This is a genomic window from Methylobacterium sp. J-070, assembly GCF_022829385.1.
Classification (GTDB): domain Bacteria; phylum Pseudomonadota; class Alphaproteobacteria; order Rhizobiales; family Beijerinckiaceae; genus Methylobacterium.
This window is the reverse complement of sequence record NZ_JAKSXX010000075.1, coordinates 23,719-48,499: the sequence shown is the minus strand read 5'-3', so window position 1 is coordinate 48,499 and position 24,781 is coordinate 23,719. Positions and strand designations below refer to the sequence as shown.

General features: G+C 70.9%; 21 protein-coding genes and 1 pseudogene. 12 read left to right on the top strand and 10 right to left on the bottom strand.

What is annotated here, in order from left to right; all coding sequences use genetic code 11:
* Positions 1 to 183 precede the first annotated feature (183 nt).
* The 3 genes from MKL01_RS06145 to MKL01_RS06135 form a co-directional block, all read right to left on the bottom strand.
* Entirely contained in the window at positions 184 to 2,034 is a 1,851-nt protein-coding gene (locus MKL01_RS06145) for an NADPH-dependent assimilatory sulfite reductase hemoprotein subunit (RefSeq protein ID WP_243904335.1), read from the bottom strand.
* Positions 2,035 to 2,325: 291 nt separating this feature from the next.
* Complete coding sequence (locus tag MKL01_RS06140; protein ID WP_243904334.1) at positions 2,326 to 4,095, bottom strand: sulfite reductase flavoprotein subunit alpha; 1,770 nt, start codon at positions 4,093 to 4,095, stop codon at positions 2,326 to 2,328.
* A 111-nt stretch (positions 4,096 to 4,206) separates the two neighbouring features.
* Entirely contained in the window at positions 4,207 to 4,722 is a 516-nt protein-coding gene (locus MKL01_RS06135) for an Lrp/AsnC family transcriptional regulator (RefSeq protein WP_279604424.1), read from the bottom strand.
* A 264-nt stretch (positions 4,723 to 4,986) separates the two neighbouring features.
* On the opposite strand from MKL01_RS06135, the gene MKL01_RS06130 reads away from it, so the two are divergent.
* Genes MKL01_RS06130 through cysN form a run of 3 tightly spaced genes read left to right on the top strand, consistent with a single transcriptional unit; the run spans position 4,987 to position 8,152 of the window.
* Positions 4,987 to 5,799, top strand: a complete 813-nt coding sequence (locus MKL01_RS06130) for a phosphoadenylyl-sulfate reductase (protein ID WP_243904332.1) — start codon at positions 4,987 to 4,989, stop codon at positions 5,797 to 5,799.
* Positions 5,796 to 6,761, top strand: a complete 966-nt coding sequence (gene cysD / locus MKL01_RS06125; RefSeq protein ID WP_279604423.1) for a sulfate adenylyltransferase subunit CysD — start codon at positions 5,796 to 5,798, stop codon at positions 6,759 to 6,761. Before MKL01_RS06130 ends, cysD begins: the two co-directional genes overlap by 4 nt.
* Positions 6,761 to 8,152, top strand: a complete 1,392-nt coding sequence (gene cysN, locus MKL01_RS06120) for a sulfate adenylyltransferase subunit CysN (protein ID WP_243904331.1) — start codon at positions 6,761 to 6,763, stop codon at positions 8,150 to 8,152. Before cysD ends, cysN begins: the two co-directional genes overlap by 1 nt.
* Before the next feature lie 21 nt (positions 8,153 to 8,173).
* Here the strand turns inward: cysN and MKL01_RS06115 are convergent, their stop codons facing one another.
* The 4 genes and pseudogenes from MKL01_RS06115 to MKL01_RS06100 form a co-directional block, all read right to left on the bottom strand.
* Positions 8,174 to 9,967 carry an alpha/beta fold hydrolase gene (locus MKL01_RS06115; RefSeq protein ID WP_243904330.1) on the bottom strand — a complete coding sequence of 598 codons (1,794 nt, stop codon included), beginning with the start codon at positions 9,965 to 9,967 and terminating at the stop codon, positions 8,174 to 8,176.
* 189 nt (positions 9,968 to 10,156) lie between these two features.
* Positions 10,157 to 11,161: an LLM class flavin-dependent oxidoreductase gene (locus tag MKL01_RS06110; RefSeq protein ID WP_243904329.1), complete on the bottom strand. Its 1,005-nt coding sequence runs from the start codon at positions 11,159 to 11,161 to the stop codon at positions 10,157 to 10,159.
* 85 nt (positions 11,162 to 11,246) lie between these two features.
* Positions 11,247 to 11,519, bottom strand: a pseudogene (locus tag MKL01_RS06105) (type II toxin-antitoxin system RelE/ParE family toxin); the annotation flags it as partial.
* Positions 11,520 to 11,541: 22 nt separating this feature from the next.
* A complete protein-coding gene (locus MKL01_RS06100; protein WP_243904328.1) occupies positions 11,542 to 11,796 on the bottom strand; it encodes a type II toxin-antitoxin system ParD family antitoxin in 255 nt (84 codons plus the stop codon).
* A gap of 159 nt (positions 11,797 to 11,955) precedes the next feature.
* Here MKL01_RS06100 and MKL01_RS06095 point away from each other — a divergent pair, with 159 nt between their 5' ends.
* On the top strand, positions 11,956 to 13,158 hold the full coding sequence (locus MKL01_RS06095; RefSeq protein WP_243904327.1) for a pyridoxal phosphate-dependent aminotransferase: 1,203 nt from the start codon (positions 11,956 to 11,958) through the stop codon (positions 13,156 to 13,158).
* 28 nt (positions 13,159 to 13,186) lie between these two features.
* Here the strand turns inward: MKL01_RS06095 and MKL01_RS06090 are convergent, their stop codons facing one another.
* Both MKL01_RS06090 and MKL01_RS06085 read right to left on the bottom strand, forming a co-directional pair.
* The gene (locus MKL01_RS06090) at positions 13,187 to 13,621 is read right to left on the bottom strand and encodes a type II toxin-antitoxin system VapC family toxin (RefSeq protein ID WP_243904326.1); all 435 of its coding nucleotides are present in this window, start codon (positions 13,619 to 13,621) and stop codon (positions 13,187 to 13,189) included.
* A complete protein-coding gene (locus MKL01_RS06085) occupies positions 13,618 to 13,905 on the bottom strand; it encodes a type II toxin-antitoxin system Phd/YefM family antitoxin (RefSeq protein ID WP_243904325.1) in 288 nt (95 codons plus the stop codon). The genes MKL01_RS06090 and MKL01_RS06085 overlap by 4 nt, the downstream gene beginning before the upstream one ends.
* Before the next feature lie 111 nt (positions 13,906 to 14,016).
* Here MKL01_RS06085 and MKL01_RS06080 point away from each other — a divergent pair, with 111 nt between their 5' ends.
* From MKL01_RS06080 to MKL01_RS06070, 3 genes are all read left to right on the top strand, one after another.
* Entirely contained in the window at positions 14,017 to 14,859 is an 843-nt protein-coding gene (locus tag MKL01_RS06080) for a DUF1932 domain-containing protein (RefSeq protein ID WP_243904324.1), read from the top strand.
* Positions 14,860 to 15,292: 433 nt separating this feature from the next.
* Entirely contained in the window at positions 15,293 to 15,670 is a 378-nt protein-coding gene (locus tag MKL01_RS06075) for a hypothetical protein (protein WP_243904323.1), read from the top strand.
* Between the two features lie 116 nt (positions 15,671 to 15,786).
* Positions 15,787 to 16,740: a DMT family transporter gene (locus tag MKL01_RS06070; RefSeq protein WP_243904322.1), complete on the top strand. Its 954-nt coding sequence runs from the start codon at positions 15,787 to 15,789 to the stop codon at positions 16,738 to 16,740.
* Between the two features lie 19 nt (positions 16,741 to 16,759).
* Here the strand turns inward: MKL01_RS06070 and MKL01_RS06065 are convergent, their stop codons facing one another.
* Positions 16,760 to 17,029 (bottom strand): hypothetical protein, encoded by a 270-nt coding sequence (locus tag MKL01_RS06065; protein ID WP_243904321.1) that lies wholly within the window; start codon positions 17,027 to 17,029, stop codon positions 16,760 to 16,762.
* A gap of 360 nt (positions 17,030 to 17,389) precedes the next feature.
* Between MKL01_RS06065 and ileS the strand changes: the two genes are divergently transcribed.
* From ileS to MKL01_RS06040, 5 genes are all read left to right on the top strand, one after another.
* Positions 17,390 to 20,356, top strand: coding sequence for an isoleucine--tRNA ligase (gene ileS, locus MKL01_RS06060; protein WP_243904320.1), 2,967 nt, complete (start codon positions 17,390 to 17,392; stop codon positions 20,354 to 20,356).
* A gap of 88 nt (positions 20,357 to 20,444) precedes the next feature.
* Positions 20,445 to 20,975, top strand: coding sequence for a signal peptidase II (gene lspA, locus MKL01_RS06055; RefSeq protein ID WP_243904319.1), 531 nt, complete (start codon positions 20,445 to 20,447; stop codon positions 20,973 to 20,975).
* A gap of 160 nt (positions 20,976 to 21,135) precedes the next feature.
* Entirely contained in the window at positions 21,136 to 21,798 is a 663-nt protein-coding gene (locus MKL01_RS06050) for a hypothetical protein (protein WP_243904318.1), read from the top strand.
* Positions 21,799 to 21,956: 158 nt separating this feature from the next.
* Positions 21,957 to 23,366, top strand: coding sequence for a M16 family metallopeptidase (locus tag MKL01_RS06045; protein ID WP_243904317.1), 1,410 nt, complete (start codon positions 21,957 to 21,959; stop codon positions 23,364 to 23,366).
* A 109-nt stretch (positions 23,367 to 23,475) separates the two neighbouring features.
* Positions 23,476 to 24,768, top strand: a complete 1,293-nt coding sequence (locus MKL01_RS06040) for a M16 family metallopeptidase (protein ID WP_243904316.1) — start codon at positions 23,476 to 23,478, stop codon at positions 24,766 to 24,768.
* The last annotated feature ends 13 nt before the right edge of the window (positions 24,769 to 24,781 follow it).

The following is a 24,781-nucleotide window of genomic DNA, read 5'->3' as shown; positions in this document are numbered from 1 at the left end:
GCGCAAGCAGAAAACGTCGATCCGGAGCCCGGAGCGCTCTCCGCTGAAGTGGATACCGACTCAGCGCGCGAGAGTCCGTTGAAACAGAGGCTTGGAGCCGTGCACGATTGCAGCGCGGTCGGGCGCGGCTCTCGCCATCGGTTCCTGCGCGGTCGGCGAAACGCGCCGGCCGCGCAGGACGCCTCAGCCCCGCAGGGCCGGCTTGAGCGCCCCGGTCCGGTCGTGGAAGTCGGGACCGTTGATCGTCCGGGCGACGTGCCCGGCCCGGATCAGGTAGTCGCCGAAATGCTCGCCGGGCTCGCGGCCGTTGGCGAAGTCGGCGAACAGCGGGTCGAGGGTGTCGCGGATTTCCGAGGCCGCCACGTCCTCCTTGTAGAGCTTGCCCAGGCGCGAGCCGTCGAAGGCGGCGCCGAGATAGAGATGGTAGCGCTCGGGGCCGCGGCCCACGAGGCCGATCTCGGCGATGAACGGCCGGGCGCAGCCGTTCGGGCAGCCGGTGGAGCGGATCGTGATCTCCTCCTCGGCGAGGCCGTGGGAGGCCAGGCTCGCCTCCAGCTCGGTCATCAGGTCCGGCAGGTACCGCTCGCTCTCGGCGAGCGCGAGGCCGCAGGTCGGCAGGGCCACGCAGGCGATGGAGTTGCGCCGGAGCGCCCCCGCACCCTTGGTGAGCCCGTGCGCGTCGACCAGCGCCTCGATCGCGGCGCGCTGCTCCGCCGGAACGTTGGCGATGATCACGTTCTGGTTGGCGGTGAGGCGGAAATCGCCCTCATGCACCTCGGCGATCCGGCGCAGACCCGTGAGGAACTGCGCGCCGCCGTCGATGTCCTTGATCCGCCCGGAGGGGACGTAGAGCGTGAGGTGGTGCCGGCCGTCGTCGCCCTCGGTCCAGCCGAAGCGGTCGCCGTTGCCGGTGAACGCGAAGGGCTTCGGCGCGCCGAGCCTCTTGCCGATCCGCGCCTCCACCTCCGCCCGGAAGGCGTCGAGCCCGTAGCGCTCGATCGTGTACTTCAGGCGGGCGTTCTTGCGGTTCTTGCGATTGCCCCAGTCGCGCTGGACCGTCATCACGGCCTCGGCGACCCTGATGGCGTCCTCCGGGGCCACGAAGCCCATCACGTCGGCGGTGCGCGGGAAGGTGTCGGGCTCGCCGTGGGTCATGCCCATGCCGCCGCCCACCGTGACGTTCCAGCCGGTGACCCGGTTCTTCTTGTCGAGGATCGCGATGAAGCCGAGATCGTGGGCGAAGATGTCGACCTCGTTGGAGGGCGGCACCGCCACCACGGTCTTGAACTTCCGCGGCAGGTAGGTCCGGCCGTAGACCGGCTCGACCTCGGTCGCCTCGTCCTCGCCGCCGACCACGCGCTCGCCGTCGAGCCAGATCTCCCGCCAGGCGCTGGTCTTCGGCAGCAGCGAGTCGGAGATGTCCTTGGCGAGCTGATAGGCGGCCTTGTGGGCGCCGGTCTGGGCCGGGTTGGTCGCCGCCATGACGTTGCGGTTGACGTCGCCGCAGGCCGCGATCGTGTCGAGGAGCGCGCCGTCGATCGCCGCCATCGTGCGCTTGAGGTTCGACTTGATCACGCCGTGGTACTGGAAGGTCTGGCGCGTGGTCGCCCGCAGGGCCCCACCGGCGTAGGTGCGGGCGATGTCGTCGAGGACCAGCCACTGCTTCGGGCTGATCACGCCGCCGGCGATGCGCAGGCGGATCATGAAGCTGTAGGCCTTGTCGAGCTTCTTCTTGGTCCGCTCCGGGCGCAGGTCGCGGTCGTCCTGCAGGTACATCCCGTGGAACTTCACGAGCTGCCCGTCATCCTCCGAGATCGCCCCGGTGGCGTGCTTGAGGAGGCCGTCGGCCAGGCCGCCGCGGAGATAGCCGCTGGCGATCTTGATATGCTCGTTGGCCGCGAGGTTGGCCGCCCGGGCCGCCTCGGCGTCGGTGATCGGCCGCTCGGTCGGCGGGGTTTCGTAGACGCGCTTGACCGGGGTGGCGGTCGCGGTCGGGACCGGCGTGTCGGCGTCGCGGGGGCTGTGGTCGTCCATGGGTCGGATCCGTCTGTCTGAACGCGTCTCCCGCCCCTCGCTTCAGGGGCGGGTGCCGAGCGGAACGCGGCCGGTTCACGGGATGGGCGGGATCCGCGACAGTCCCCCTCTCCCGAGCGGGAAAGGGTTGGGGTGAGGGGTGCGCCCTCTCCGGAAAGACCTGATCCCTCACCCTGTCCCTCTCCCGCACGGGAGAGGGGACCCGCGCTGCGTCCCGCTCCGTCACGATCTTGATGTGCGGCCTCCGGCGACTCCGGAGGCCCCTACCCCAACCGGGATAGGCCAATCCTGCTAGTAAACGTCCTGCTGGTAGCGGTGGCTGCGCTCCAGCGCCGCGACCTGCGCCTCCGCTTCGGCGGCCCCGAGACCCTTGGCGGTCTCGTAGGCCTTCACCACCGCGGCGCGCACGTCCTTGGCCATGGCCTTGGCGTCGCCGCAGACGTAGAGATGGGCGCCGCCGTCCAGCCAGGAGACCAACTCCTGCGCGTGCTGGGTGATCCGATCCTGCACGTAGACCTTCTCGGGCTGATCCCGCGAGAAGGCGACGTCGATCTTGGTGAGCGAGCCGTCCTCCAGGGCCTCCTGCCATTCGAGCTGGTACAGGAAGTCGTGGAGGAAGTGGCGGTCCCCGAAGAACAGCCACGACCGCCCCGACGCCTCGACGGCCCGGCGCTCCTGCACGAAGGCGCGGAACGGCGCCACGCCGGTGCCCGGCCCGACCATGATGATGTCGGTGGCCGGGTCCTGCGGCAGGCGGAAATGGCGATTCGGCTTAAGCCGCACCCGCAGCTTGGCGCCGTCCCGGATCCGGTCGGCGACGTGGACCGAGGCGACCCCCGAGCGGGCGCGCCCGTGGGTCTCGTAGCGCACCGCCACGATGGCCAGGTGGACCTCGTCGCCGACCTCCCTGCGCGAGGACGCGATCGAGTAGGCCCGGGGCGGCAGCGGCCGGGTGATGGTGTGGAGGTGCTCGGCCGTCAGCGGGGCCGGGAAGGTCGCCAGCAGGTCGATCAGGTGCCGGCCCTCGATCCAGGCCCTGGCCTCGCCGCTCTCGATCAGCTTCTGCGCGTCCGCATGGCCCGTGGCCTTGACGAAGCGCTCGATCGTGGCCGCCGACAGCGTGGTGATGTCCCGCTCGGCGAGAAGCGCCCTGCGCAGGGCCGCGTCGCCCGAGAGACCCGCGGCGTCGAGGATCTCGTCCACGAGCTGCGGGTCGTTCTCGGGAAAGATCTCCAGGGAATCGCCCGGCTCGTAGGCCGGCGCGCCGTCCTCGAAGGCGAGCGCCAGGTGGATCGTCTCCTTGTCGGAGCGCGAGGAGTTGAGGTTCACGTGCTCCACGACCTCGACCACCACGGGCTCGCGGCTCGGCTCGGCCTCGTCGTCCTCGCCGGCCCCGGCGCGGGCGAAGTCGACCGCCACGACGTTGTCGGGCTGCTCAGCCGGCGCGAGTGCCTTGAGCGTCGCCTTGATCCAGTCGGCGGCGGGCGTCTCGAAGTCGAGGTCGAGGTCGGCGCGCTCCGCGGCGCGCTTGCCGCCCAGCGCCTCGAACCGCGCGTCGAGCGCCTTCCCGATGGCGCAGAACTCCACGTAGGACGTGTCGCCCAGCGCCAGCACGGCGAACTCGACCCCGTCGAGGCGCGGGGCGCCCTCCCCCATCAGCTCGCCATAGGCCCGCACGGCGCGCGCCGGCGGCTCGCCCTCGCCCCAGGTGGCCGCGATCGCGATGAGCTTGCCGGCCCTGGGCAGGGTCGCCACGTCGAGATCGGAGAAATCCACGACCTTCGGCTTGAAGCCCTGCTTGCGCGCGAGCTTGGCGACGTTGCCGGCAAGCGCCTCGGAGTTCCCCGATTCGCTGGCGTAGATCACCGTCAGCGGCGCGGCGGCCTTGGGCGGGGCGGCCGGAACCGCGGCGGGCTGGCCCCCGGCCGCGTCGAGCCCGGCCAGGAAGCCCGCCAGCCATGCGCGCTGCGTGGGCGTCGCGGCGCCCAGTACGGCGTCGAGACTGGCGCGCTCGCCGTCCCCGAACGGGGCGGTGCGCGGAAGGAGATTCTGGCGTGACATCAGGGAACCATGTCGGGGCCTACAAGGCCGCTGTCAATCGAGAAACGTTCTTTTTGTAGAACGGGCGGAAACTAGGAGATCGCATTCGCTGCGCTGCGGAAAAAGGGAAGATCATTCTCCGACCACCGAGAGGACCGGGCCGGTCCCGGGCAGATGGCGCCCGTTCTTGGGCGGGGCGGGCAGCGGCAGCGCGGTGGTGGATTTCACCTTCTCCATGGCGAAGCGGGACGTGACGTTCTTCAGCGGCAGGACCGCGATGAGCCGCTTGTAGAAGCTGTCATAGGCCTGCATGTCGGCGACGACGACCCGCAGCATGTAATCGACGTCGCCGGCCATGCGGTAGAATTCCAGCACCTCCGGCATGGCCGAGACGGTTGCGGCGAAGCGCTGCAGCCACTCCTGGGAGTGGTCGGCGGTCTCGATGGAGACGAACACGGTCAGCCCGAGGCCGAGCTTGACCGGGTCGAGGACCGCCACGCGCCGGTCGATCACGCCGTCGGCCTCCAGCTTCTGGATGCGCTTCCAGCACGGGGTCTGCGAGAGGCCGACGCGCTCGCCGATCGCCGCGATGGAGAGCGTCGCATCCGTCTGCAGCAGGGCGAGAATCTTCAGATCGATCGCGTCCAAGGCTGTCTCCGTGGTCTGCATCCCGCGGGGCCGCGCGGGCACATATAGGGGTTTGATAGGGCCAAGAAGAAGAATTTTTTATCCCGGGCACCCTGCCGCCGGGAATGTCCCTGTGCGCCATCGCACGCGGAACCCCCGCACAGGCCCGACAAGGCCGCCGGAGCGCCTTGACTTCGTTCGTTATAGCGAACATCTCGACCGTCCGACAACAGGGGTCCGGCGCAGGCCGTCCCCTTTCCGCCATCAAACCCGGGACATGTCGCGATGACCCGTCCGGACCGACAGACGGCCGAATCCCTCGCGGAACGGCTGTCCGGGCTCGACCTGACACGCCGCCTCCACCTGATCGCCGCCGAGCTTCCGGGGCGTCTGGTGTTCACCACGAGCCTCGGCGTCGAGGATCAGGCGCTCACCCACGCGCTGGCCATGGCGGGTCTCGCCAAGGGCCGCGTCGAGATCGTCACCCTCGATACCGGCCGCCTGTTTCCGGAGACCTACGACACCTGGACCGAGACCGAATCGGCCTACGGCATCCGGATCGCCGCCTACGCGCCGGAGCGCGCGGCCGCGGAGGCCTTCGTGCGGGATGAGGGCATCAACGGCTTCCGCCGTTCGGTCGCCGCCCGGCAGGCCTGCTGCGGCTTCCGCAAGGTCGAGCCCCTGGGTCGGGCGCTCGACGGCGCCAGCGGCTGGCTCACCGGGCTGCGGGCCGGCCAGTCGGCCAACCGCGCCGAGACGCCGCTCGCCGAGTTCGACCCCGCACGCGGCCTGATCAAGCTGAATCCCCTGGCCGACTGGTCCCGGGCGCAGGTCGACGGCTTCGTGCGCGACAACTTCGTCCCATACAACGTCCTGCACGACCGCGGCTTCCCGTCGATCGGCTGCGCTCCCTGCACCCGCGCGGTGAAGCTCGGCGAGCCCGAGCGCGCCGGCCGCTGGTGGTGGGAGCAGGAAGACAAGAAGGAATGCGGCCTGCATGTCGGACGCCCCGGGGCGTCGGTGCAGCCGGGCCAGGAGCCCGCCGCGTTCGAGACCACCCAGGATCAGACCGCCCGCCAGCCGGAGTTCGCCCGATGAGCGCCGCCCTCTCCGCCGCCGTGCAGCCGAGCGTCCCCTCGGCCGCCCCGTCCAGCCCCGCCGACCGTCTGAGCCACCTCAAGCGGCTGGAGGCCGAGGCCATCCACATCTTCCGGGAGACGGTCGCCGAGACCGAGAACCCGGTGATGCTCTACTCGATCGGCAAGGATTCCTCGGTCCTGCTGCACCTCGCCCTGAAGGCCTTCGCGCCCGGGCGGCTGCCGTTCCCCCTGCTCCACGTCGACACCACGTGGAAGTTCCGCGAGATGATCGCCTTCCGCGACGCCCGCGCCAAGGAGCTCGGCCTCGATCTCCTGGTCTACACCAACCCGGACGGGCTCGCCCGCGGGGTCGGCCCGGTGAGCCACGGCTCCGAGGTCCACACCGACGTGATGAAGACGCAGGCGCTCCGGCAGGCGCTCGACAAGCATCGGTTCGATGCGGCCTTCGGCGGCGCCCGCCGCGACGAGGAGGCGAGCCGCGCCAAGGAGCGGATCATCTCGTTGCGCACCGCGCAGCACCGCTGGGATCCCAAGCGCCAGCGCGCCGAGCCGTGGCACCTTTACAATCTCAGGAAGAAGCGCGGCGAATCCCTTCGGGTCTTCCCGCTGTCGAACTGGACCGAGCTCGATATCTGGCTCTACATCGAGCAGGAAAACATTCCGATCGTGCCGCTCTACTTCGCCAAGGAGCGCCCCGTCGTGGAGCGCGACGGCCAGCTGATCATGGTGGACGACGACCGTCTGCCGCTCGCCCCCGGCGAGACCCCGCAGCAGCGCCTCGTCCGCTTCCGGACGCTCGGCTGCTACCCGCTCACCGGCGCGGTGGAGAGCGACGCGGCGACGCTCCCCGAGATCATCGGCGAGACGCTGGCCGCCCGCACCTCGGAGCGCCAGGGCCGGGTGATCGACAAGGACGGGGCCGGCGCCATGGAGCGCAAGAAGCGGGAGGGCTATTTCTGATGACGCTGCACCAGGCTCCCACGGCCTTCGCCGACCGTGCCTCCGGCTACGCGGCGTTCCTCGTCGCCCACCGCAACAAGGCGGTGCTGCGCTTCATCGCCTGCGGCTCGGTGGACGACGGCAAGTCGACCCTGATCGGGCGGCTCCTGCACGACACGAAGCAGATCTTCGACGACCAGATCTCGGCGCTCCAGCGCGATTCGCGCAAGCACGGGACGCAGGGTCAGGAGATGGACCTCGCGCTGCTGGTGGACGGGCTCCAGGCCGAGCGCGAGCAGGGCATCACCATCGACGTCGCCTACCGGTTCTTCTCCACCGACAAGCGCTCGTTCATCGTGGCCGACACCCCCGGCCACGAGCAGTACACCCGCAACATGGCCACCGGCGCCTCGACGGCGGACGTGGCGGTGATCCTGGTCGATGCCCGGCAGGGACTGACCCGGCAGACGCGGCGCCACGCGCTGCTGGTCTCGAATCTCGGGATTCGCCGGGTGGTGCTGGCGGTGAACAAGATGGACCTCACCGGCTGGGCGCAGGGCACCTTCGACGGCATCGTGGCGGGCTTCCGGGATTTCGCGGCCGACCTGAACTTCAGCGAGATCAAGGCGATCCCGCTCTCGGCCAAGAACGGCGACAACGTCGTGGAACCGGGCATCGCGGCCCCCTGGTACGCGGGCGGCCCGCTCCTGGCCTATCTGGAGACCGTGCCGGTGCGCGCCGAGGCGCTCAACGCGCCGTTCCGGATGGCGGTGCAGTGGGTCAACCGGCCGGATTCCGAGTTTCGCGGCTACAGCGGCCGGATCGCCAGCGGCCGGGTCCGTCCGGGCGATTCGGTGACGGTGCAGCCCTCGGGCCGGACCTCCACGGTGGCGCGGATCTACACGGCCGACGGCGACCTGCCCGAGGCCGGCGAGGACGAGTCGGTGACCCTGGTTCTGGCCGACCAGATCGACGCTTCCCGCGGGCAGGTGATCGTCGCGACGGACGCGCCGATGCGGGTCGCCGAGACCCTCGACGCACGCCTGTTCTGGGCGGCCGAGACCGATCTGGCGCCGGGGGCGAGCCTGTTCGCCAAGATCGGCACCGCCACCGTCACCGCGACCGTGGAGCGGATCGTCTCGCGTATCGACCCGGAGACCGGGAAGCCCGGCCCGGCCGAGCGCCTGTCGGCCAACGACATCGCCGATGTGCGCCTGCGCCTCGACCGACCGGTGGCGGTGGACGCCTACGCGGAGAACCGCGAGACCGGCAGCCTGATCCTGATCGACCGCGAGACCACCGACACGGCGGCGCTCGGGCTGGTGCTGGCGCCCTCCGTCGAGGCGTCCCCGACGACCCAGCCGGCACGCGGTGGCCTCCTGCGGGGCCTGAAGCGGCTCTTCGGGCGCTGAGCCGCCATCGGGCTGCGCGCGTCACACGCGCAGCACGATGAACCGGAACAGCAGGATCGCCAGCAGCAATCCGAACGCGCCGCCGAGCGACCAGGCGAGGCAGCAGGCGAGGAAACCGACCACGACGATCGCCGGCAGGCCGACATGGAGCCTGCCGAGGATCGAGAGGGTCGGATCCGGTTCCGTGTCGTGGAGGCCGGGCACGGTGTCGGTCGGATTGGGCGGGAACGGGGTTCCGTTCGCGATGAAGGCCGCGATCTCGGGCCAGTGCGCCTCCCTGATCCCCGCCCCGTGCCCGCCCAGGAGGTAGCGGTACTCGGTGATGGCCGGCGCTTTCCCGGCATCGTCGAATCCGTCGAACCCGGCGCCGCCGAGATCGAACGCGCGAATCCACTCGACGCTCTTCGGCAGCAGGGCGACCACCCAATCGTCGGCCGCCACGATGTTCTGGAAGGCCGTGATGCGTTTGTCGTGGCGCATCCGCTCCCACGGGTAATCGCGGCGGACCACGCTGCCGGCGAACAGCACGCGCTGGAAGTGGAGCGCGGGATACTCGATCAGCGCGCGGGCCGCGAGATACGTGCCGTTCGAGTGGCCGACATAGTGGAAGTCGGACTTTGGGTACTGCGCGAAGGCCGTCACGTACTGATCGGCGAACCATTCGACCTTCTCGCGCCGGATCCACGGCAGCACGAACGGCAGCATCGCGAAGTAGCCGTAGCTCGGTGTCCAGCTGCGGAACCGCGTGACGCCCTGGTCCGTCCTGCCGCCGAGCTCGCGGACCTTCTCGGCGATCCGGTGCGTCCAGAAGCCGTCGTCGCGGATGCCGTGGATCACGAACACCGTGTTGCAGACATCGAAATCGACGGCGTCGATCTCATCGACCAGCAGGGCCGGATCGAGGGCGGCATCGGCCAACGCGGGGCGTGAGGCGGTCAGCGCCGTGTGGAGCAGGCCGCCGCGCCGGAGGGCGGCCGGATCGCCCGTGAGCGTGATCGCCTGCGCGTGGTCCGTGTCGGGCAGCTCGATCAGGAAGTAATCCTGCTGCGTCGGACCGGAGGCGTCGGCCGTGTAGCCGGTCTCCCGGAAGGCCCATTTGCTGCCGTCGACCGCGAGGTCGACCTGATCGACCGGCGAGATCAGATCGTCCTGCGTGCCGAGCATCTGGATGAGGATCGGACGGTCCTTGTCGATGAGGTGGCGCGGCGGGTTCCTGCGATAGGCGAGCCAGTGCAGCCGGGTCTGGGCCATGAACGGCGCGCCGAGCCGGAAATCGAAGGCGGTCGGAGTCCAGCCTTTCCCCGGCGTCGGCAGGTGACCGAACAGGCCGACGAGGTTGAACAGGATGCTGTAGTACCAGCTCATCCGCTCGGAGATCTTCCAGCCGCGGTTGAAGGCCGCGAGCATGACGATGCGCTCGACCTTGAAGGCCCAGTCGCGCGACCCCTGGTGGCCGAGATCGCGCTCCTGCCGGAAGTTGCTGGGCCAGCCGGCCGCCACCAGGAACAGGCGCCGTGCCAGCGTGGCGCCGACGCTGTGGCCGACGAGGACGATCCGGTCGGGCTCGCGCAGGCGCACACGATCGTCGATGCCGTCGAGCACGAGGCCGATGATCGCGCCGGCGCGTGCCCCGGAGAGCCAGCGCCCGTGCGGCAGGTCCGGCGCAAAGATATCGGTGTTGGGGCCGTAGGCGGCCCGGGCCGCACCGATCACGTCGCGCAGGCGATGCGCCGAACTTCCGAGACCGTGAAAGACGACCACAAGGGTCCGGGCGTCGTGCGGAACGCCGGTCGGATCCGCGGATGTCGTGCTCATGCCCGGACTCGTCTGGCAGACCGAGTCGGATCTATACTGTCGTCGGCATTCCGTAAACTGATTTCGAACGATCAATCGCGTCGGGATATGCCATCATCGCCTTGTTCGTGCATCGGATCGCAGATCTCGGCATGAATTCGGCAGGGCCGCCCCGAGATGGCGTCGTGGCGCGATCCGCTCCAGCGCCGGCTAACCGTTCCAGGCCCGCGCCAGCAGCGTGTAGGCCTCGCGCCGCGCCTCCTGGTCGGGGATCGCCGTGACGATCATGAGCTCGTCGGCCTCGGTCCGCGCGGCCATGTCGGCGAGCCGGGCGCGCAGGGTCTCCGGGCCGCCCACGTGCAGCCGGTCGCGGCCGCGCTCGATCTGAGCCCGCTCGGCGTCGGAATACGGGTAGGCCAGCGCCTCCGCGAGGCTCGGCAGCGGCCGGTACTCGCCGCGTTCCCGCCGCAGCGTCGAGAGACGCGCGCTCGCGGCGAGCCGCTCGGCCTCCGCGTCCGTGGCGGCGCAGATCGCCGCCACCGCCAGGATCGCGTGGGGCTGCGCGCCGAGCCGCGTCGGCCGGAACAGGCGGCGATAGGCCAGCATCGGCGCCTCTGCGGGCATGCCCGAGAAATGCTGCGCGAAACCGAAGCCGCAGCCGATCTCACCGGCGAGCTGCGCGCTGTAGTCGGACGAGCCGAGCAGGAACAGCGGCGGCAGCCTCACGCCGGACGGGCTCGCCTCGATCCGGGCGAACGGATGCCCCTCCGGGAAGCCCGCGTCCCAGAACAGCAACTCCTGCAGGCGGTCGAGGAAATCGTCGTTGCCGCCCTCGCCGGGCGCCTCCCGGCGGCGCAGGGCCCGGGCGGTGAGGCCGTCGGTGCCAGGGGCCCGACCGAGGCCGAGGTCGATCCGATCCGGGAACAGAGCCTCCAGCACCCGGAACCGCTCGGCCACCATCAGGGGGGCGTGGTTCGGCAGCATGATCCCGCCCGAGCCGACCCGGAGGTGGCGGGTCGCGGCGGCGATCTGGCCGATCATGATCTCGGGGGCCGGGCTCGCGACGTTGGGGAGCGCGTGGTGCTCCGCGAGCCAGTAGCGCCGGTAGCCGAGCCCGTCGACGTGGCGGGCGAGCGCCAGGGTGTCGTGGAGCGCCTGCGCCGGGGTCGAATCGGCGCTGACGAAGGAGAGGTCGAGGACGGAGAGCGGGATCATGCCGGAAGAGATGGGGGTGCGGGCCGGCCGGTGCGAGGGCGGGGCAATCCGCATCCCGGGCCCGGCGAGACGGGTCACGGCCCCCGTAGAACACGTTGGTGATCGTCACGCGGCCGGCCTCGACCCGGTAGGCGATGATGGCGGATCGCTCGAACGACACGGTTCGCAGGCCGGGCTCCGGATCGGGGCGCGGCCGCCCGCCACGGGGCGCATCGCCGATCCGACGACAACGCGCAATGATCCGTCGGATGAAGCCCTCGGCGACGGCTTGATCCTGGCTTGCGTTCAGAACGACGCGGAAGATGTCTGCGAGATCGGCCTCGGAGTGGCGTTGGAACCCGACCGGCAACCTACGCACGGCGCTGCTCGTCTCGGGTCTGTCAGAACAGGACTTCCATGTGTGCTTCGACCTCTTCGATGCTCAGCGGTGGCCGCGGAGCGTCGAGGGAGCGCCGGATGCGGGCGCGGATCTCGTCGAGACGCTCGGCATTCTCTCGGCGCTGGCGCTGCAGGGCGTGCACGGCCTCGTCGAGCAGCGCGTCCACGGAGGCGTATTCGCCGGCCTCGACGCTCTCGCGCACGGTGCGGAGCGTGTCCGGCGTCAGGGTGATGCTGATCGTCTCGCCGCTGGGCATGCTGGGCCGTCCCTTTCCACTCGCTGGAGGAGAGCAGAGAACGCCGTCCCGCGCGCCGCTCCGGCGCCTCACGCTTGCCGGCTCACCGTCCCGGGCCTAGGGTCCGCCGCGCCGCGGAGACGCGGCGCCCGACCTCATAGATCCGGAGCATCGCACGCCATGGCTCTCCTCGCCGACGTCCTCTCGCGGGTGAAGCCGTCCGCGACCATCGTGATGACCCAGAAGGCCCGGGACCTGAAGGCGTCCGGCGTCGACGTCATCAGCCTGTCGGTGGGCGAGCCGGATTTCGACACGCCCGAGCACATCAAGCAGGCGGCGATCGAGGCGATCCACCGCAACGAGACCCGCTACCCGCCGGTCTCGGGCATCGTGCCCCTGCGCGAGGCGATCGTGCGCAAGTTCAAGCGCGAGAACGGGCTCGACTACAAGGTCTCGCAGACCATCGTGGGCACCGGCGGCAAGCAGGTGCTGTACAACGCCTTCCTGGCCACCCTGAACCCCGGCGACGAGGTGGTGATCCCCCGCCCCTACTGGGTGTCCTATCCGGAGATGGTCGGGCTGTGCGGCGGCACGCCGGTCTTCGCCGACACCGACATGGAGCACGGCTTCAAGCTCCAGCCGGAGGAACTCGACCGGGTCCTGACCCCGAAGACCAAGTGGATCGTGCTCAACTCGCCGTCGAACCCGTCGGGGGCCGCCTACACGCGCGACGAGATGAAGGCGCTCACCGACGTGCTGCTGCGCTACCCCGACGTGCACATCCTGACCGACGACATCTACGAGCACCTGACCTACGGCGACTTCGCATTCGTCACCCCGGCCCAGGTCGAGCCCCGGCTGATCGAGCGGACGCTGACCATGAACGGCGTCTCGAAGGGCTACGCCATGACCGGCTGGCGGATCGGCTACGCGGCCGGGCCCGAAAAGCTCATCAAGGCGATGGACTTCGTCCAGGGCCAGCAGACCTCGGGCGCCAGCACCATCGCGCAATGGGCCGCGGTGGCCGCCCTCGACGGGCCGCAGGACCATCTGGCCACGTTCCGCGCGGCGTTCCAGGGCCGGCGCGACCTGGTCGTGTCGATGCTCAACCAGACCAACGGCCTGACCTGCCCGACGCCGGAGGGGGCGTTCTACGTCTACCCGTCCTGCGCGGCGCTGATCGGCAGGAAGACCGAGGCCGGCAAGACCATCGAGACCGACGAGGACTTCGTCATGGAGCTGCTCCAGACGGAGGGCGTGGCCGCGGTCCACGGCTCGGCCTTCGGGCTCGGCCCGAACCTGCGGATCTCCTACGCGACCTCGAATGCGGTGCTGGAGGAGGCCTGCCGGCGCATCCAGCGGTTCTGCGGCTCGCTGCGGTAGGCTTCTGGGCAACCTGATCGGCCACTGCCTATGGCAGCGGGTCGTTCCAGGGATCGAGGATTGGCACGCGGGCTGCTGCGAAATCTGCCGTGTTTCGCGGGACCAGCGGGAGGCCAAAGACCAACGAGGTTGCGGCGATGAGCAGGTCCGGTTGCGAGAATGTGTGACCGTTTCGCCGGCCGTCATCGACCAGCAACCGCCAGCGCACCATCACGTCTTCATCGACGGGAAGGACGCGGCCCCTGAACATGGGCCGAAGCTGAAGCGTCAGCCAATCGGTCAATTCCGCCCGGCGCGGACCATCTGGGAGCCGCTCGATGCCGAAGCGAAGCTCCGCGAAGGTCACGGTACTGACGTACAGCGCCTCGAGCGGCTGAGCGGCGATGAAGGCGACAACCTTCTGCTCCGGCCGCGGGCGGCGAAGCTCGGACAGGACATTGGTGTCGAGCAACCAGCCGTTCACACGTCGACGTCGCGGACAGACATCACGACGGGTTCGGGCTCGAGGTCGATGTCGCGATGCGGTGAGGCTTGCACTACACTGATCAGAGCCTGTCCCGTCGGCCTACCGGTGAGCCGGCGGTACTCTTCCGCCGAGATGACCACGACAGCTTCCTGATCCCTGACCGTCACGTGTTGCGGCCCGTCGCTTCGGACACGCCGGACAAGCTCGTTGAAACGAGCCTTCGCATCCTGCAGACGCCAAGACCCGACCGGTACGACGGCGCGCGCGGCAGGTTCGATCATGGATCGGGTGATACCGGCTGCGCACGGGGCCGTATTGCAGCATCCCGGCCCTGGTGAGGGCGGGGCTGGAAGCTTTAGACTCCCTGCCCTTCGCCGAATCAGGATTTTTTCATGCCCACCATCGCGGTGATCGCCCCCGGCGCCATGGGCAGCGCCATCGGGGCCCGGCTCTCCGAGCACGGCGCCCGCGTCCTGACCTCCCTCGACGGGCGCGGGGCGGCGAGCCGGGCGCGCGCCGAGGCCGCCGGCATGGCCCACGCCGAGGACGCCGAACTCGCCGCCGCCGACATCCTGCTCTCGATCGTGCCCCCCGCCGACGCGGAGACCCTGGCACGCCGCCTCGCCCCGGCCCTGGCGGCCGCCGGCAGGAAACCGGTCTACATCGACGCCAACGCGGTCAGCCCGGAGACCGTCGGCCGGATCGCCGGGATCGTCGCCGCCACGGGGACGCCGTTCCTCGACGGGGCGATCCTGGGCCTGCCGCCGAAGCCCGGCGCGAAGGGACCCCGCGTCTACGTCTCGGGGGCGGACACGACGCCCGCGCTGGTCCTGCGCGACCGCGGCCTCGACCTGCGCGTCTGTCCCGGCGCCATCGGGGCCGCCTCGAGCCTCAAGATGAGCTATGCCGGCCTCAACAAGGGGCTGACGGCCCTCGCGGCGATCATGATCCTGGCGGCCGAGCGCGCCGGCGCCGGCGCGGCGCTGCTGGCCGAACTCGCCGAGAACGAGCCGGCGCTCCTCGCGCGGTTCGCCAAGGGCCTGCCCGACATGGCGCCGAAGGCCGCTCGCTGGGCCCCCGAGATGGCGGAGATCGCGGGCTTCCTCGGAGCCGACGCGGCCGGCCGGCAGGTCTTCGCGGGCTACGCCGCCCTGTACCGGCACCTCGCCGCGGAGGCGGGCGAGTCCGACATCGCCGCGCTGATACGCTTCGCCGCGGCCGCCGCGGAGCGCTGATCGCCGCGGGACCGGCGAAACGCCCGGGCCTCTGTTGCCGGCTCGGCTATCACCCTCTACACGGGCTGTCCCCAGCGGCCGATGCGCCTGAAGGTTTCGCGAGCCCGCTCGGGCCTGCATGGTAGCGGGGTCGGTAGTGACGGGGTGGTCCGGACCAGTTCTCTGGGCCGTTCCTGTGAGGCTCAGTGGGCCGAGTCGCTGCAGGAGTGTCGGGAGCGCGGGGAACAGGAACCGCGGATCCGGCGCAAGGCCCACATCGATTTCCCGTCCGCGGCCCGGCCGCTTCGACCTCCGGGGCTCGACAGGCGGGATGCCCCGTTCCGGGACAGGGGCGACCGCGGCGTCGTGCGGGTTCGTTCACGCTCCGCGGCGATGATGAAGCGGGACCGGGGATCCGGTCCCGCGCAACCGCGTTCTCTCGGGCCTGACGATCATGCGAGCCCTGCTCACCACCGGCATCAAGGCGATCCTGGCGGTCGCCGCGCTCTCGACCGCGGCACACTGGACGTTGCGCGTCCAGCGCGAGGCGCCGGTTCCGGTCGCCAGCATTCCCGACCCGGTCGCCACGGGCTCCATCGAGCCGCGTCCGCTCGCGGTCGCGAGCGTGCCGACGCCCGTCGCGACGCCGGAGCCGCGGGCGGCCGCCCCGCCGGTCTCGGGTTTCGATCAGACGCATCTCGCGGCCCTGATCGCGGGGGCGAAGCCGCCGAAGCCGAAGGTCGCGAAGGCAGCGACCAAGACCGCTTCGGTCGTGAAGACCGCTTCCGCCGAGAAGACGCCTCCGGCCGAGAAGGCCGCAGCCCGGCGTTGAACCGCCCCCCCGGCCGGGACGACCGTGCCGGCTGCATGGTTCCCCTGCACCCCGACAGGTACCGCCGCGGGGTCGCGCGTGGCAGGACTGTCGGCCTCCACCGGGATTGGGCAGGTATGAGCACGCCGGTCGCGACATCCGCCACCGATGACATCGCCCCCGGGCGCGCGGCGCCGGAGGCCGATCTCGCGGGCCGGCGGAGGTTGGTGGGCATCGCCCTGATGTGCGGGGCGGTGGCGTTCTTCGCGAGCCTCGACGCCAGCGCCAAGACGCTGGCGCAGGCCGGGGTCGACCCCCTGGTCACCACGTTCATGCGCTACGCGGCGAGCGTCGCCATGATCTCGCTGTTCATCAACCCGGTGCGCACGCCGGGCGTGATGAAGAGCCGCCGGCTGCCGCTGCAGATCGTGCGCTCGCTGCTGCTCTTCGCCTCCACGGCCCTGAACTTCCTGGCCCTGCGCTACCTGCAGCTCGCCGAGACGATCTCGATCCAGTTCGCCGCGCCGCTGACGCTGGCGCTGCTCGCCGGGCCGCTGCTCGGCGAGTGGTCGTCGCGGACCCGGATGGCGGCGATCGGCGTCGGCTTCATCGGCGTGCTGGTGATCGTGCGCCCGGGCCTGGGCGGGATGCACCCGGCCGCGCTGCTCTGCGTCGCCAACGTGGTCGTCTACGCCTTCTACGCGATCATCACGCGAAAGCTCGCGGCCTACGACTCGACCGCCACGACGATGTTCTACACGGGGCTGGCGGGTCTCGCGCTGATGGCGCCGCTCCTGCCGTGGATCTGGGCGAGCCCGGCCAGCCTGACCCATTGGGCCCTGCTCCTCGGCGTCGCGCTGTTCGGGACCCTCGGCCACTGGCTGCTGGTGTTGGCCCATGCCCGGGCGCCGGCCAACGTGCTGGCGCCGTTCATCTACACGCAGCTGCTCTGGTCCGTGACCTTCGGATACCTGCTGTTCGGGGACGTCCCGAGCCGCTGGACGGTGGCGGGCGCCATGATCGTGGTCGGCTCGGGCCTGTACCTGCTGGCGCAGGAGACCATCCGCCGGGAGGCGCGGCCGGCCGCTTGAGGCGACCGGCCGGATCGAGTCAGCGGCCGAGACGCTCCTGGCGCTCCATGCGCTCCTCGCGGCGGTTCTCGCGGGCGCGGCGGGCCGGATCGGGATCCGTGCCGAGCACGCCGCCGACCGTCCCGGTGGCCGCGCCCACCGCGCCGCCGACGACCCCACCCACAGGGCCGGCCGCGGCCGAACCGTCCTCGGCGCCGCGCTGGGCACCGCGGACCGTGCCCTGGGCCTGAGCGGCCCCCGCGAAGGCGAGGGGCGCGAGTGCGAGGGTCGTGATCAGAAGCTTTTTCATCCTGGACTCCAAAAACGTGGTCTGACTGTCCCCGCGCCGCGGCGCGGAGGGCGTACCCGTCAACGGTTCGAAAGCCGAAAGGTGTCATCCGGGCTCGCATCCGCGTGATCGCGGCTCGGGATGCGCGTGATCGGCGCCGGGACTGGCCCTGCCGCTGGCCTCGCGCCGGGGCGGCTGATAGAGAACGCATCATGCAGGCTTCGCGCGCCCTGCGCGGCCCCGGCCGTGCGATTCGAATTACCGGCCCGGCCTCCGCCTGAGGGCCCGCTTCGGCGCGGCCGCGCGGAGGTCCGGGATCCTCCTGCCGCCTGACCCGATGCCGCCGGCCTTCCGCCGGCCCGACCGCCGATGCGAGATCCGATGACCGCCCCCGAGACCGCGCCCGTCCGCGACTATTCCAAGACCCTGTTCCTGCCGCAGACCGAATTCCCGATGCGCGCCGGCCTGCCGGTCCGCGAGCCGCTCCTGATCGCGCGCTGGAACGCGATCGACCTCTACGGGAAGCTCCGCGCCCGCGGGCAGGGCCAGCCGAAATTCGTGCTCCACGACGGCCCGCCCTACGCCAACGGCAACATCCACATCGGCACGGCGCTCAACAAGATCCTGAAGGACGTGGTTGTGCGCTCCCAGGGGGCGCTCGGCTTCGACGCCAACTACGTCCCGGGCTGGGACTGCCACGGCCTGCCGATCGAGTGGAAGATCGAGGAGCAGTACCGCGCCAAGGGCCGCAACAAGGACGCCGTGCCGGTGATCGAGTTCCGGCAGGAGTGCCGGACCTTCGCGGCCCACTGGCTCGACGTGCAGCGGGAGGAGTTCAAGCGGCTCGGCGTCACCGGCGACTGGGACCATCCCTACGCCACCATGGCCTACCCGGCCGAGGCCGTGATCGCCGACGAGCTGATGAAGTTCTCCATGAGCGGCCAGCTCTATCGCGGCTCGAAGCCGGTGATGTGGTCGGTGGTCGAGAAGACCGCGCTCGCCGAGGCGGAGGTCGAGTACGAGGAGCATGTCAGCGACACCGTGTTCGTGGCCTTCCCGATCCGCTCCGGCGCCGAGGGCGACCTCGCGGCGGCCCGGGTGGTGATCTGGACGACGACTCCGTGGACGATCCCCGGCAACCGCGCCGTCGCGTACTCCAAAAAGATCGCCTACGGCCTGTACCGGGTCACAGAGGCGCCGGCCGACAACTGGGCGACCCCCGGCCAGACCTACCTGCTCGCCGACAGCTTGGCCGCGACCGTGTTCAAGGCCGCCCGCGTCGAGGCGTTCGAGCGCGTCGGCGACGTGGGCCCGGAAGTCCTCTCCAACCTGACCCTGGCCCATCCCCTGCCGTCGCTCGGCTACGATTTCGCGGTGCCGATGCTCGACGGCGACCACGTCACCGATGAATCCGGCACCGGCTTCGTCCACACGGCGCCGAGCCACGGCCGCGAGGATTTCGAACTCTGGATGGCGAGCGGCCGGCTGCTGCGCGAGTGCGGCATCGACACGACCATCCCCTACACGGTGGATGCCGACAGCGTGCTGACCGAGGCGGCCCCGGGCTTCACCGGGACCCGCGTGCTGACCGCGAAGGGCGAGAAGGGCGATGCCAACAAGGCGGTCATCGCCGCGCTGACCGAGGCCGGGGCGCTCGTCGCCCGCGGGGTGCTGCGCCACCAGTACCCGCATTCCTGGCGCTCCAAGAAGCCGGTGATCTTCCGCAATACGCCGCAATGGTTCATCGCCATGGACCGGCCGGTGGAGTCCCTCGGCAACCGGACCCTGCGCGAGGCGGCGCTCCAGGGGATCGACGACACCCAGTGGGTGCCGACCCAGGGCAAGAACCGCATCACCGGCATGGTCGCCAACCGGCCGGACTGGGTGGTCTCGCGCCAGCGCGCCTGGGGCGTGCCGATCACCGTGTTCGTCCACCGGGAGACGGGCGAGATCCTGAAGGACGCGGCCGTCAACGCCCGCATCCGCGACGCCTTCGCCGAAGAGGGCGCCGACGCGTGGTTCCGGGACGACGCGGCGCAGCGCTTCCTGGCCCCCGGCCACGACCCGGCCGCCTACGACAAGGTCACCGACGTCCTCGACGTCTGGTTCGATTCGGGCTCGACCCACGCCTTCGTGCTGGACGATCCGGAGGCCTTCCCGGGGCTGGCCGGCGTCGAGCGCGTCCGCGACGGCGGGCGGGATCGGGTCATGTACCTGGAGGGGTCCGACCAGCACCGAGGCTGGTTCCAGTCCTCGCTGCTCGAATCCGCCGGCACCCGCGGCCGGGCGCCCTACGACATCGTCTTGACCCACGGCTTCGTGCTCGACGGCAAGGGCCTGAAGATGTCCAAGTCGAAGGGCAACGTCGTCGCGCCGCAGAGCGTGATCAAGGATTCGGGCGCCGACATCCTGCGCCTCTGGGTCGCCGCCTCCGACTACACCGACGACCTGCGCATCGGCCCGGAGATCATCAAGACGTTTGCCGAGACCTACCGGAAGCTCAGGAACTCCCTGCGCTGGATGCTGGGCTCCCTGGCTCATCGGGTCGAAGGTGACGATGTGGATCCGAAAAAAATGCCGGAGCTGGAGCGGCTGATCCTGCACCGGCTGGCCGAGCTCGACGGCGAGATCCGCGAGGCCTACGCGGCCTTCGACACCAAGCGGGTGGTGGCGCTGCTCAACGGCTTCATGACCGGCGACCTGTCGTCCTTCTACTTCGACGTGCGCAAGGACGCGCTCTACTGCGATCCGATCTCCTCGGTCCGCCGCCGGGCGGCGCTCCAGGTGATCGACGCGGCGTTCCGGCGGGCGGCGATCTGGCTCGCCCCGGTGCTGGCCTTCACCGCCGAGGAGGCCTGGCTCGACCGCTACCCGTCCGAGGACGGCTCGGTGCATCTCCAGATCCTGCCGGAGACCCCAGTGGACTGGCTCGATGCCCCCCTCGCGGAGCGCTGGCAAAAAATCCGGCGGGTGCGGCGGGTGGTGACCGGCGCCCTGGAGATCGAGCGCGCCGCCAAGCGGATCGGCGCGAGCCTGGAGGCGGCGCCGACGGTCTACGTCGCGGATCCGGACCTCCTGGCCGCGCTGGAGGGATGCGACTTCGCCGATACCTGCATCACCTCCGCCATCACCGTGGTGGCGGGCGAGGGCCCGGCCGAGGCCTTCCGGCTCGACGAGGTGCGCGGCGTCGCCGTGGTGCCGAGCCCGGCCGAGGGGCGCAAATGCGCCCGCTCGTGGCGGGTCAGCCCCGCGGTGGGCGACGATCCGGACTATCCGGACGTGACGCCCCGCGACGCCCAGGCCCTGCGCGAGTGGGACAGGGCGCATCCGGAGGCGAGCGCGGCGTGAGGGTGATCCACGCCTCCGTCACCGCAGCACCCCCCTCTCCCCGCCCGCGGGGAGAGGCGAGACCTGCCATCGGCCGCGCGACCCTCCCATGACCCCCTTCCGCGCCGGCCTCACGGCCCTGATCCTCACCCTCCTGCTCGATCAAGCCTCCAAGCTCGGCCTCTATTTCGGCACCGATCTCGTCCTGACCCAGCCGTGGCGGCTCGTGCCGTTCGTCGACTTCGTGGTGGTGTGGAATCGCGGCGTCTCCTACGGCCTGTTCCAGCAGGAGGGCGGGTTCGGGCGCTGGTTCCTCGTCATCCTGTCGCTCGCCGCGGCTCTGGGTCTCGGCCTCTGGATGCGGCGGGCGGGCTCGCGGCTGCTGGCCGTCGCCCTCGGGCTCATCGTCGGCGGCGCGCTGGGCAACGCCATCGACCGGGCCGCCTACGGGGCCGTGTTCGACTTCGTCCACCTGCACGCGGGCCAATGGTCCTGGTACGTGTTCAACGTGGCCGACGCGGCGATCGTCGCCGGCGTGATCGGGCTGATCCTCGACAGCCTGTCCCCGGCGCGGCGCACTGAACCCGGGGACAAGGCCCAGGGGGCGCCCGCCCGGGGCGATCCGGCCCCGCGCCTGTGATCCGCGCAACACACCGCCCGCGCCGCATCGCGGTCCCGGCGCACCGCGGTCAAGGCGCCATACGATCGCCGGAAACCGGTCTCAGGCCGGGGCCCGTCGGATCAGGCCGCGCCGCGGCGATCCTTGAACCGGACGCTCCGTCCGGAACCCGTGAGGCAGCATGACCGGGCATCGCAGGCTTCGTCCCCTCGTCTCCGCCGCTTTTGCCCTGGCCACACTCTGCGCCGGAAGCGCGCAGGCGCAGGAGCGCGGCGAGTTCATGCGCGACGCGTTGTCGGGCATCGGCCTGCTCGAGAAGCGGCAGGATCCGATCGACTACCACGAGCGTCCGCCGCTGGTGATGCCGCCCAAGCTCGACGGCAAGGCCCTGCCGCAGCCGCGGGCCCGCTCCACGAGCGCCGCCTGGCCCAAGGATCCCGAGATCGCGGATCGCGAGCGCGCCGCCGCGGAGCGGCGGCGCCCCTCGGGCAATCAGGCGCGCGGTCGCTACGAAGACAACAACGCCACGCTGTCGGTGGACGAGATCCGCGGCGGTCGCCGCGCCGGGGCGAACGTGACCACCGAGGCCGAGCGCAAGCCCGGCGACACCAACCGCGACGACAGCCTGCTCAGCCCCTTCGAGCTGCTGAAGGGCAAGAGCGCCAACGCCGAGCCCTCCGACGTCGAGCCGAGCCGTGACGTCCTCACGGATCCGCCGACCGGGTACCGGCAGTCGCCCAAGAAGCTGGCGCGGCCGCCGTCGAGCGACCCGATCAACAACGCCAGCCGTGAGCGCGAAGAATCGGATCCCGGCGCCTATCTCCGTCAGCGGGCGCAGCAGTAACGCCAGCGCCGTTGCGCCGTTGCAACGGCGCCCCGGCGTGGCAACATGTGATGTTCGTCCCGGTGCGGTTCTTGCCCGCCGGTGACCAGGACGGTTCCGGTCCGCTTGTGCGCCTCCACGGGAGGCGTCGGGGACGGGGCCGGCAGAAGGAAAGCGGAATGCACCTGTTCAGGAAGGCGACGCCCACCCTTGTCCCGCAGCGTCCGGGCTCGTCCTTCGGCGGCAGCGCCGGCCGGGGCGAGGCCGCGCCGTTCGGGCGGTCCGAGGCGGGCGGCCCGGAAGTGACGGCCTTCACCCTCGATAACGGCCTCGACGTGGTGGTCGTACCCGACCACCGGGCCCCCGTCGCCACCCACATGATCTGGTACCGCAACGGCTCGGCCGACGATCCGCTCGGCCAGTCGGGCATCGCCCACTTCCTCGAGCACCTGATGTTCAAGGGCACCGAGACGCACCCGGTGGGCGCCTTCTCGAAGGCGGTGTCGGGCCTGGGCGGCCAGGAGAACGCCTTCACCAGCTACGACTACACCGCGTATTTCCAGCGCGTCGCCCGCGACCATCTCGGCACCATGATGGAGTTCGAGGCCGACCGGATGAGCGGCCTCGTCCTCGACGACGCCGTGGTGGCGCCCGAGCGCGACGTGGTGCTGGAGGAGCGGCGCATGCGGGTCGAGACCGACCCCTCCGCCCAGCTCTCCGAGGCGATGGCGGCCGGCCTGTTCGTGCATCACCCCTACGGCATCCCGATCATCGGCTGGATGCACGAGATCGAGGGCCTGAACCGCGAGCACGCGCTGGCCTACTACAAGCGCTTCTACACCCCCGAGAACGCCATCCTGGTGGTGGCCGGCGACGTGACCCCGGACGAGGTCCGCCGGCTCGCCGAGGCCACCTACGGGCGCGTCACGCCTCAGGGCGCCCGGCCCGTGCGCCTGCGGGCGCGGGAGCCGGAGCCGAAGGCGCTCCGCCGCGTCGCGATCGCCGACCCGAAGGTCGAGCAGCCGACCCTGCAGCGGCTGTATCTCACCCCCTCCTGCATCACCGCCCGCGACGGCGGCTGCCACGACCTCGAGCTGCTCGCCGAGGTGCTGGGCGGGGGCTCGACCTCGTACCTCTACCGCAAGCTGGTCATGGAGACCGGCCTCGCGGTGAATGCCGGCGCCTGGTACATGGGCTCGGCGATCGACGAGACCCGGTTCTCCGTCTACGCGGTCCCGGCCGAGGGCGTCTCCCTGGAGAAGCTCGAGGAGGCGGTCGACAGGATCCTGCGCCGCGCCCCCGCGGAGGCCCTGGACGCCGAGGCGATCGAGCGCGCCAAGACCCGCTTGGTGGCCGAGACCGTCTACTCGTCCGACAGCCAGTCGTCGCTCGCCCGCATCTACGGCTCGGCGCTGGCGATCGGCGAGACCATCGAGGAGGTCCGCCGCTGGCCGACCGACATCGAGGCCGTGTCGCAGGAGCGCCTGAAGGCCGCCGCCGAGCGCTGGCTGACCCCGGCCCGGTCGGTCACGGGCTACCTGACCAAGGCTCAGGACCCCGACGCCCCGGTGGCGATGGCCGCGGAATAACTCTGGGCGCGTCCCGGCGGGTGGCCCTCGGCCTTCGTCGGGATTCCGCATCCGGCCGAGAGCCTCGCTCCGCCGCGCCGCCCGTGACACGACATGCATTGAGGTTCCCATGAGCGTCGCCGAGAACTTGGTCGACACCGCCACCCCGGCCAACTCACCCACCACCGCGCTGCCGGTGACGACCGCCGCCGGCATCGAGGCGTGGCACGTCGAATCGCCGGTGGTGCCGATGATCGCGCTGGCCTTCACCTTCGAGGGCGGCGCCGCCCAGGACCCGGCCGGCAAGGCCGGCTGCGCGCAGATGCTGGCGCGGCTCCTCGACGAGGGCGCCGGCGACCTCACCTCCGACTTGTTCCAGGAGCGCCTCGCCGCCCGGGCGATCGAGTTGTCGTTCCACGCCGGGCCCGACGCGGTCGGCGGCTCGCTCAAGATGCTGGTCAAGCACGCCGACGAGGGCATCGCCCTCCTGGCCCTGGCGCTGGCCAAGCCCCGCCTCGACCCGGACGCGATCGAGCGCGTCCGGGGCCAGATCATCGCCGGCCTGCGCTACCAGCAGAACGATCCGGGCGTCCTGGCCTCCCGCCGGTTCTTCAAGGAAGCCTTCGCCGGCCATCCCTATGCCCGCCCGTCCTCGGGCACGGTGGAGAGCGTCACGACGATCACCCGGGACGACCTGCTGGCGATGCATGCCCGCATCATCGGCCGCGGCCGGGTGAAGGTCGCGGCCGTGGGCGCCATCGGGGCCGAGCAGCTCGCCGAGGGCCTGAACCGGGCCTTCGGGGCGCTCCCCGAGGCCGGCGCCCTGAAGGCGGTGCCGCGGACCGAGGTGCAGGATCTCGGCCGGCGCATCGTGGTCGACCTCGACGTGCCGCAATCGGTGATCCGCTTCGGCATGGCCGGCGTGCCCTGGCGCGACCCGGACTTCATCCCGGCCTACGTGCTGAACCACATCCTGGGCGGCGGCGCGTTCACCTCGCGCCTGTTCCAGGAGGTGCGGGAGAAGCGTGGCCTGGCCTATTCGGTGGGCACCTCGCTGGTCAGCCACCGGTCGGCCGCGATGACCTGGGGCTACACCGCCACCAAGAACGAGCGCGTCGGCGAGGCCCTGTCGGTGATCGGCGACGAGATCGGCCGGCTGATCGCGGACGGGCCGGACGACGACGAGCTGCAGAAGGCCAAGGACTACCTCACCGGCTCCTACGCGCTCGGCTTCGACACCTCGACCAAGATCGCCCACCAGCTGGTGCAGATCGCCTTCGAGGAGCTGGGCATGGACTACATCGCCCGGCGCAACGCCCTGGTGGCTTCGGTCACCCAGGCCGACATCCGCCGCGCCGCCGCCCGCACCTTCGCGGACGGCCGGATGCTGGTGGTCGCGGCCGGCCGGCCGGTCGGGCTGTGAGAAACCCGCCACT

What these genes read in the sequence shown, in the direction of transcription:
- MKL01_RS06080 (WP_243904324.1), top strand. Translation starts at nt 14,017, where the DNA reads ATGCCCACCATCGCGGTGATCGCCCCCGGCGCCATGGGCAGCGCCATC.
- cysN (WP_243904331.1), top strand. Translation starts at nt 6,761, where the DNA reads ATGACGCTGCACCAGGCTCCCACGGCCTTCGCCGACCGTGCCTCCGGC.
- MKL01_RS06085 (WP_243904325.1), bottom strand. Translation starts at nt 13,905, where the DNA reads ATGATCGAACCTGCCGCGCGCGCCGTCGTACCGGTCGGGTCTTGGCGT.
- MKL01_RS06075 (WP_243904323.1), top strand. Translation starts at nt 15,293, where the DNA reads ATGCGAGCCCTGCTCACCACCGGCATCAAGGCGATCCTGGCGGTCGCC.
- ileS (WP_243904320.1), top strand. Translation starts at nt 17,390, where the DNA reads ATGACCGCCCCCGAGACCGCGCCCGTCCGCGACTATTCCAAGACCCTG.
- MKL01_RS06065 (WP_243904321.1), bottom strand. Translation starts at nt 17,029, where the DNA reads ATGAAAAAGCTTCTGATCACGACCCTCGCACTCGCGCCCCTCGCCTTC.
- MKL01_RS06130 (WP_243904332.1), top strand. Translation starts at nt 4,987, where the DNA reads ATGACCCGTCCGGACCGACAGACGGCCGAATCCCTCGCGGAACGGCTG.
- MKL01_RS06050 (WP_243904318.1), top strand. Translation starts at nt 21,136, where the DNA reads ATGACCGGGCATCGCAGGCTTCGTCCCCTCGTCTCCGCCGCTTTTGCC.
- MKL01_RS06140 (WP_243904334.1), bottom strand. Translation starts at nt 4,095, where the DNA reads ATGTCACGCCAGAATCTCCTTCCGCGCACCGCCCCGTTCGGGGACGGC.
- MKL01_RS06045 (WP_243904317.1), top strand. Translation starts at nt 21,957, where the DNA reads ATGCACCTGTTCAGGAAGGCGACGCCCACCCTTGTCCCGCAGCGTCCG.
- MKL01_RS06145 (WP_243904335.1), bottom strand. Translation starts at nt 2,034, where the DNA reads ATGGACGACCACAGCCCCCGCGACGCCGACACGCCGGTCCCGACCGCG.
- MKL01_RS06115 (WP_243904330.1), bottom strand. Translation starts at nt 9,967, where the DNA reads ATGAGCACGACATCCGCGGATCCGACCGGCGTTCCGCACGACGCCCGG.
- MKL01_RS06110 (WP_243904329.1), bottom strand. Translation starts at nt 11,161, where the DNA reads ATGATCCCGCTCTCCGTCCTCGACCTCTCCTTCGTCAGCGCCGATTCG.
- MKL01_RS06100 (WP_243904328.1), bottom strand. Translation starts at nt 11,796, where the DNA reads ATGCCCAGCGGCGAGACGATCAGCATCACCCTGACGCCGGACACGCTC.
- MKL01_RS06040 (WP_243904316.1), top strand. Translation starts at nt 23,476, where the DNA reads ATGAGCGTCGCCGAGAACTTGGTCGACACCGCCACCCCGGCCAACTCA.
- lspA (WP_243904319.1), top strand. Translation starts at nt 20,445, where the DNA reads ATGACCCCCTTCCGCGCCGGCCTCACGGCCCTGATCCTCACCCTCCTG.
- cysD (WP_279604423.1), top strand. Translation starts at nt 5,796, where the DNA reads ATGAGCGCCGCCCTCTCCGCCGCCGTGCAGCCGAGCGTCCCCTCGGCC.
- MKL01_RS06070 (WP_243904322.1), top strand. Translation starts at nt 15,787, where the DNA reads ATGAGCACGCCGGTCGCGACATCCGCCACCGATGACATCGCCCCCGGG.
- MKL01_RS06095 (WP_243904327.1), top strand. Translation starts at nt 11,956, where the DNA reads ATGGCTCTCCTCGCCGACGTCCTCTCGCGGGTGAAGCCGTCCGCGACC.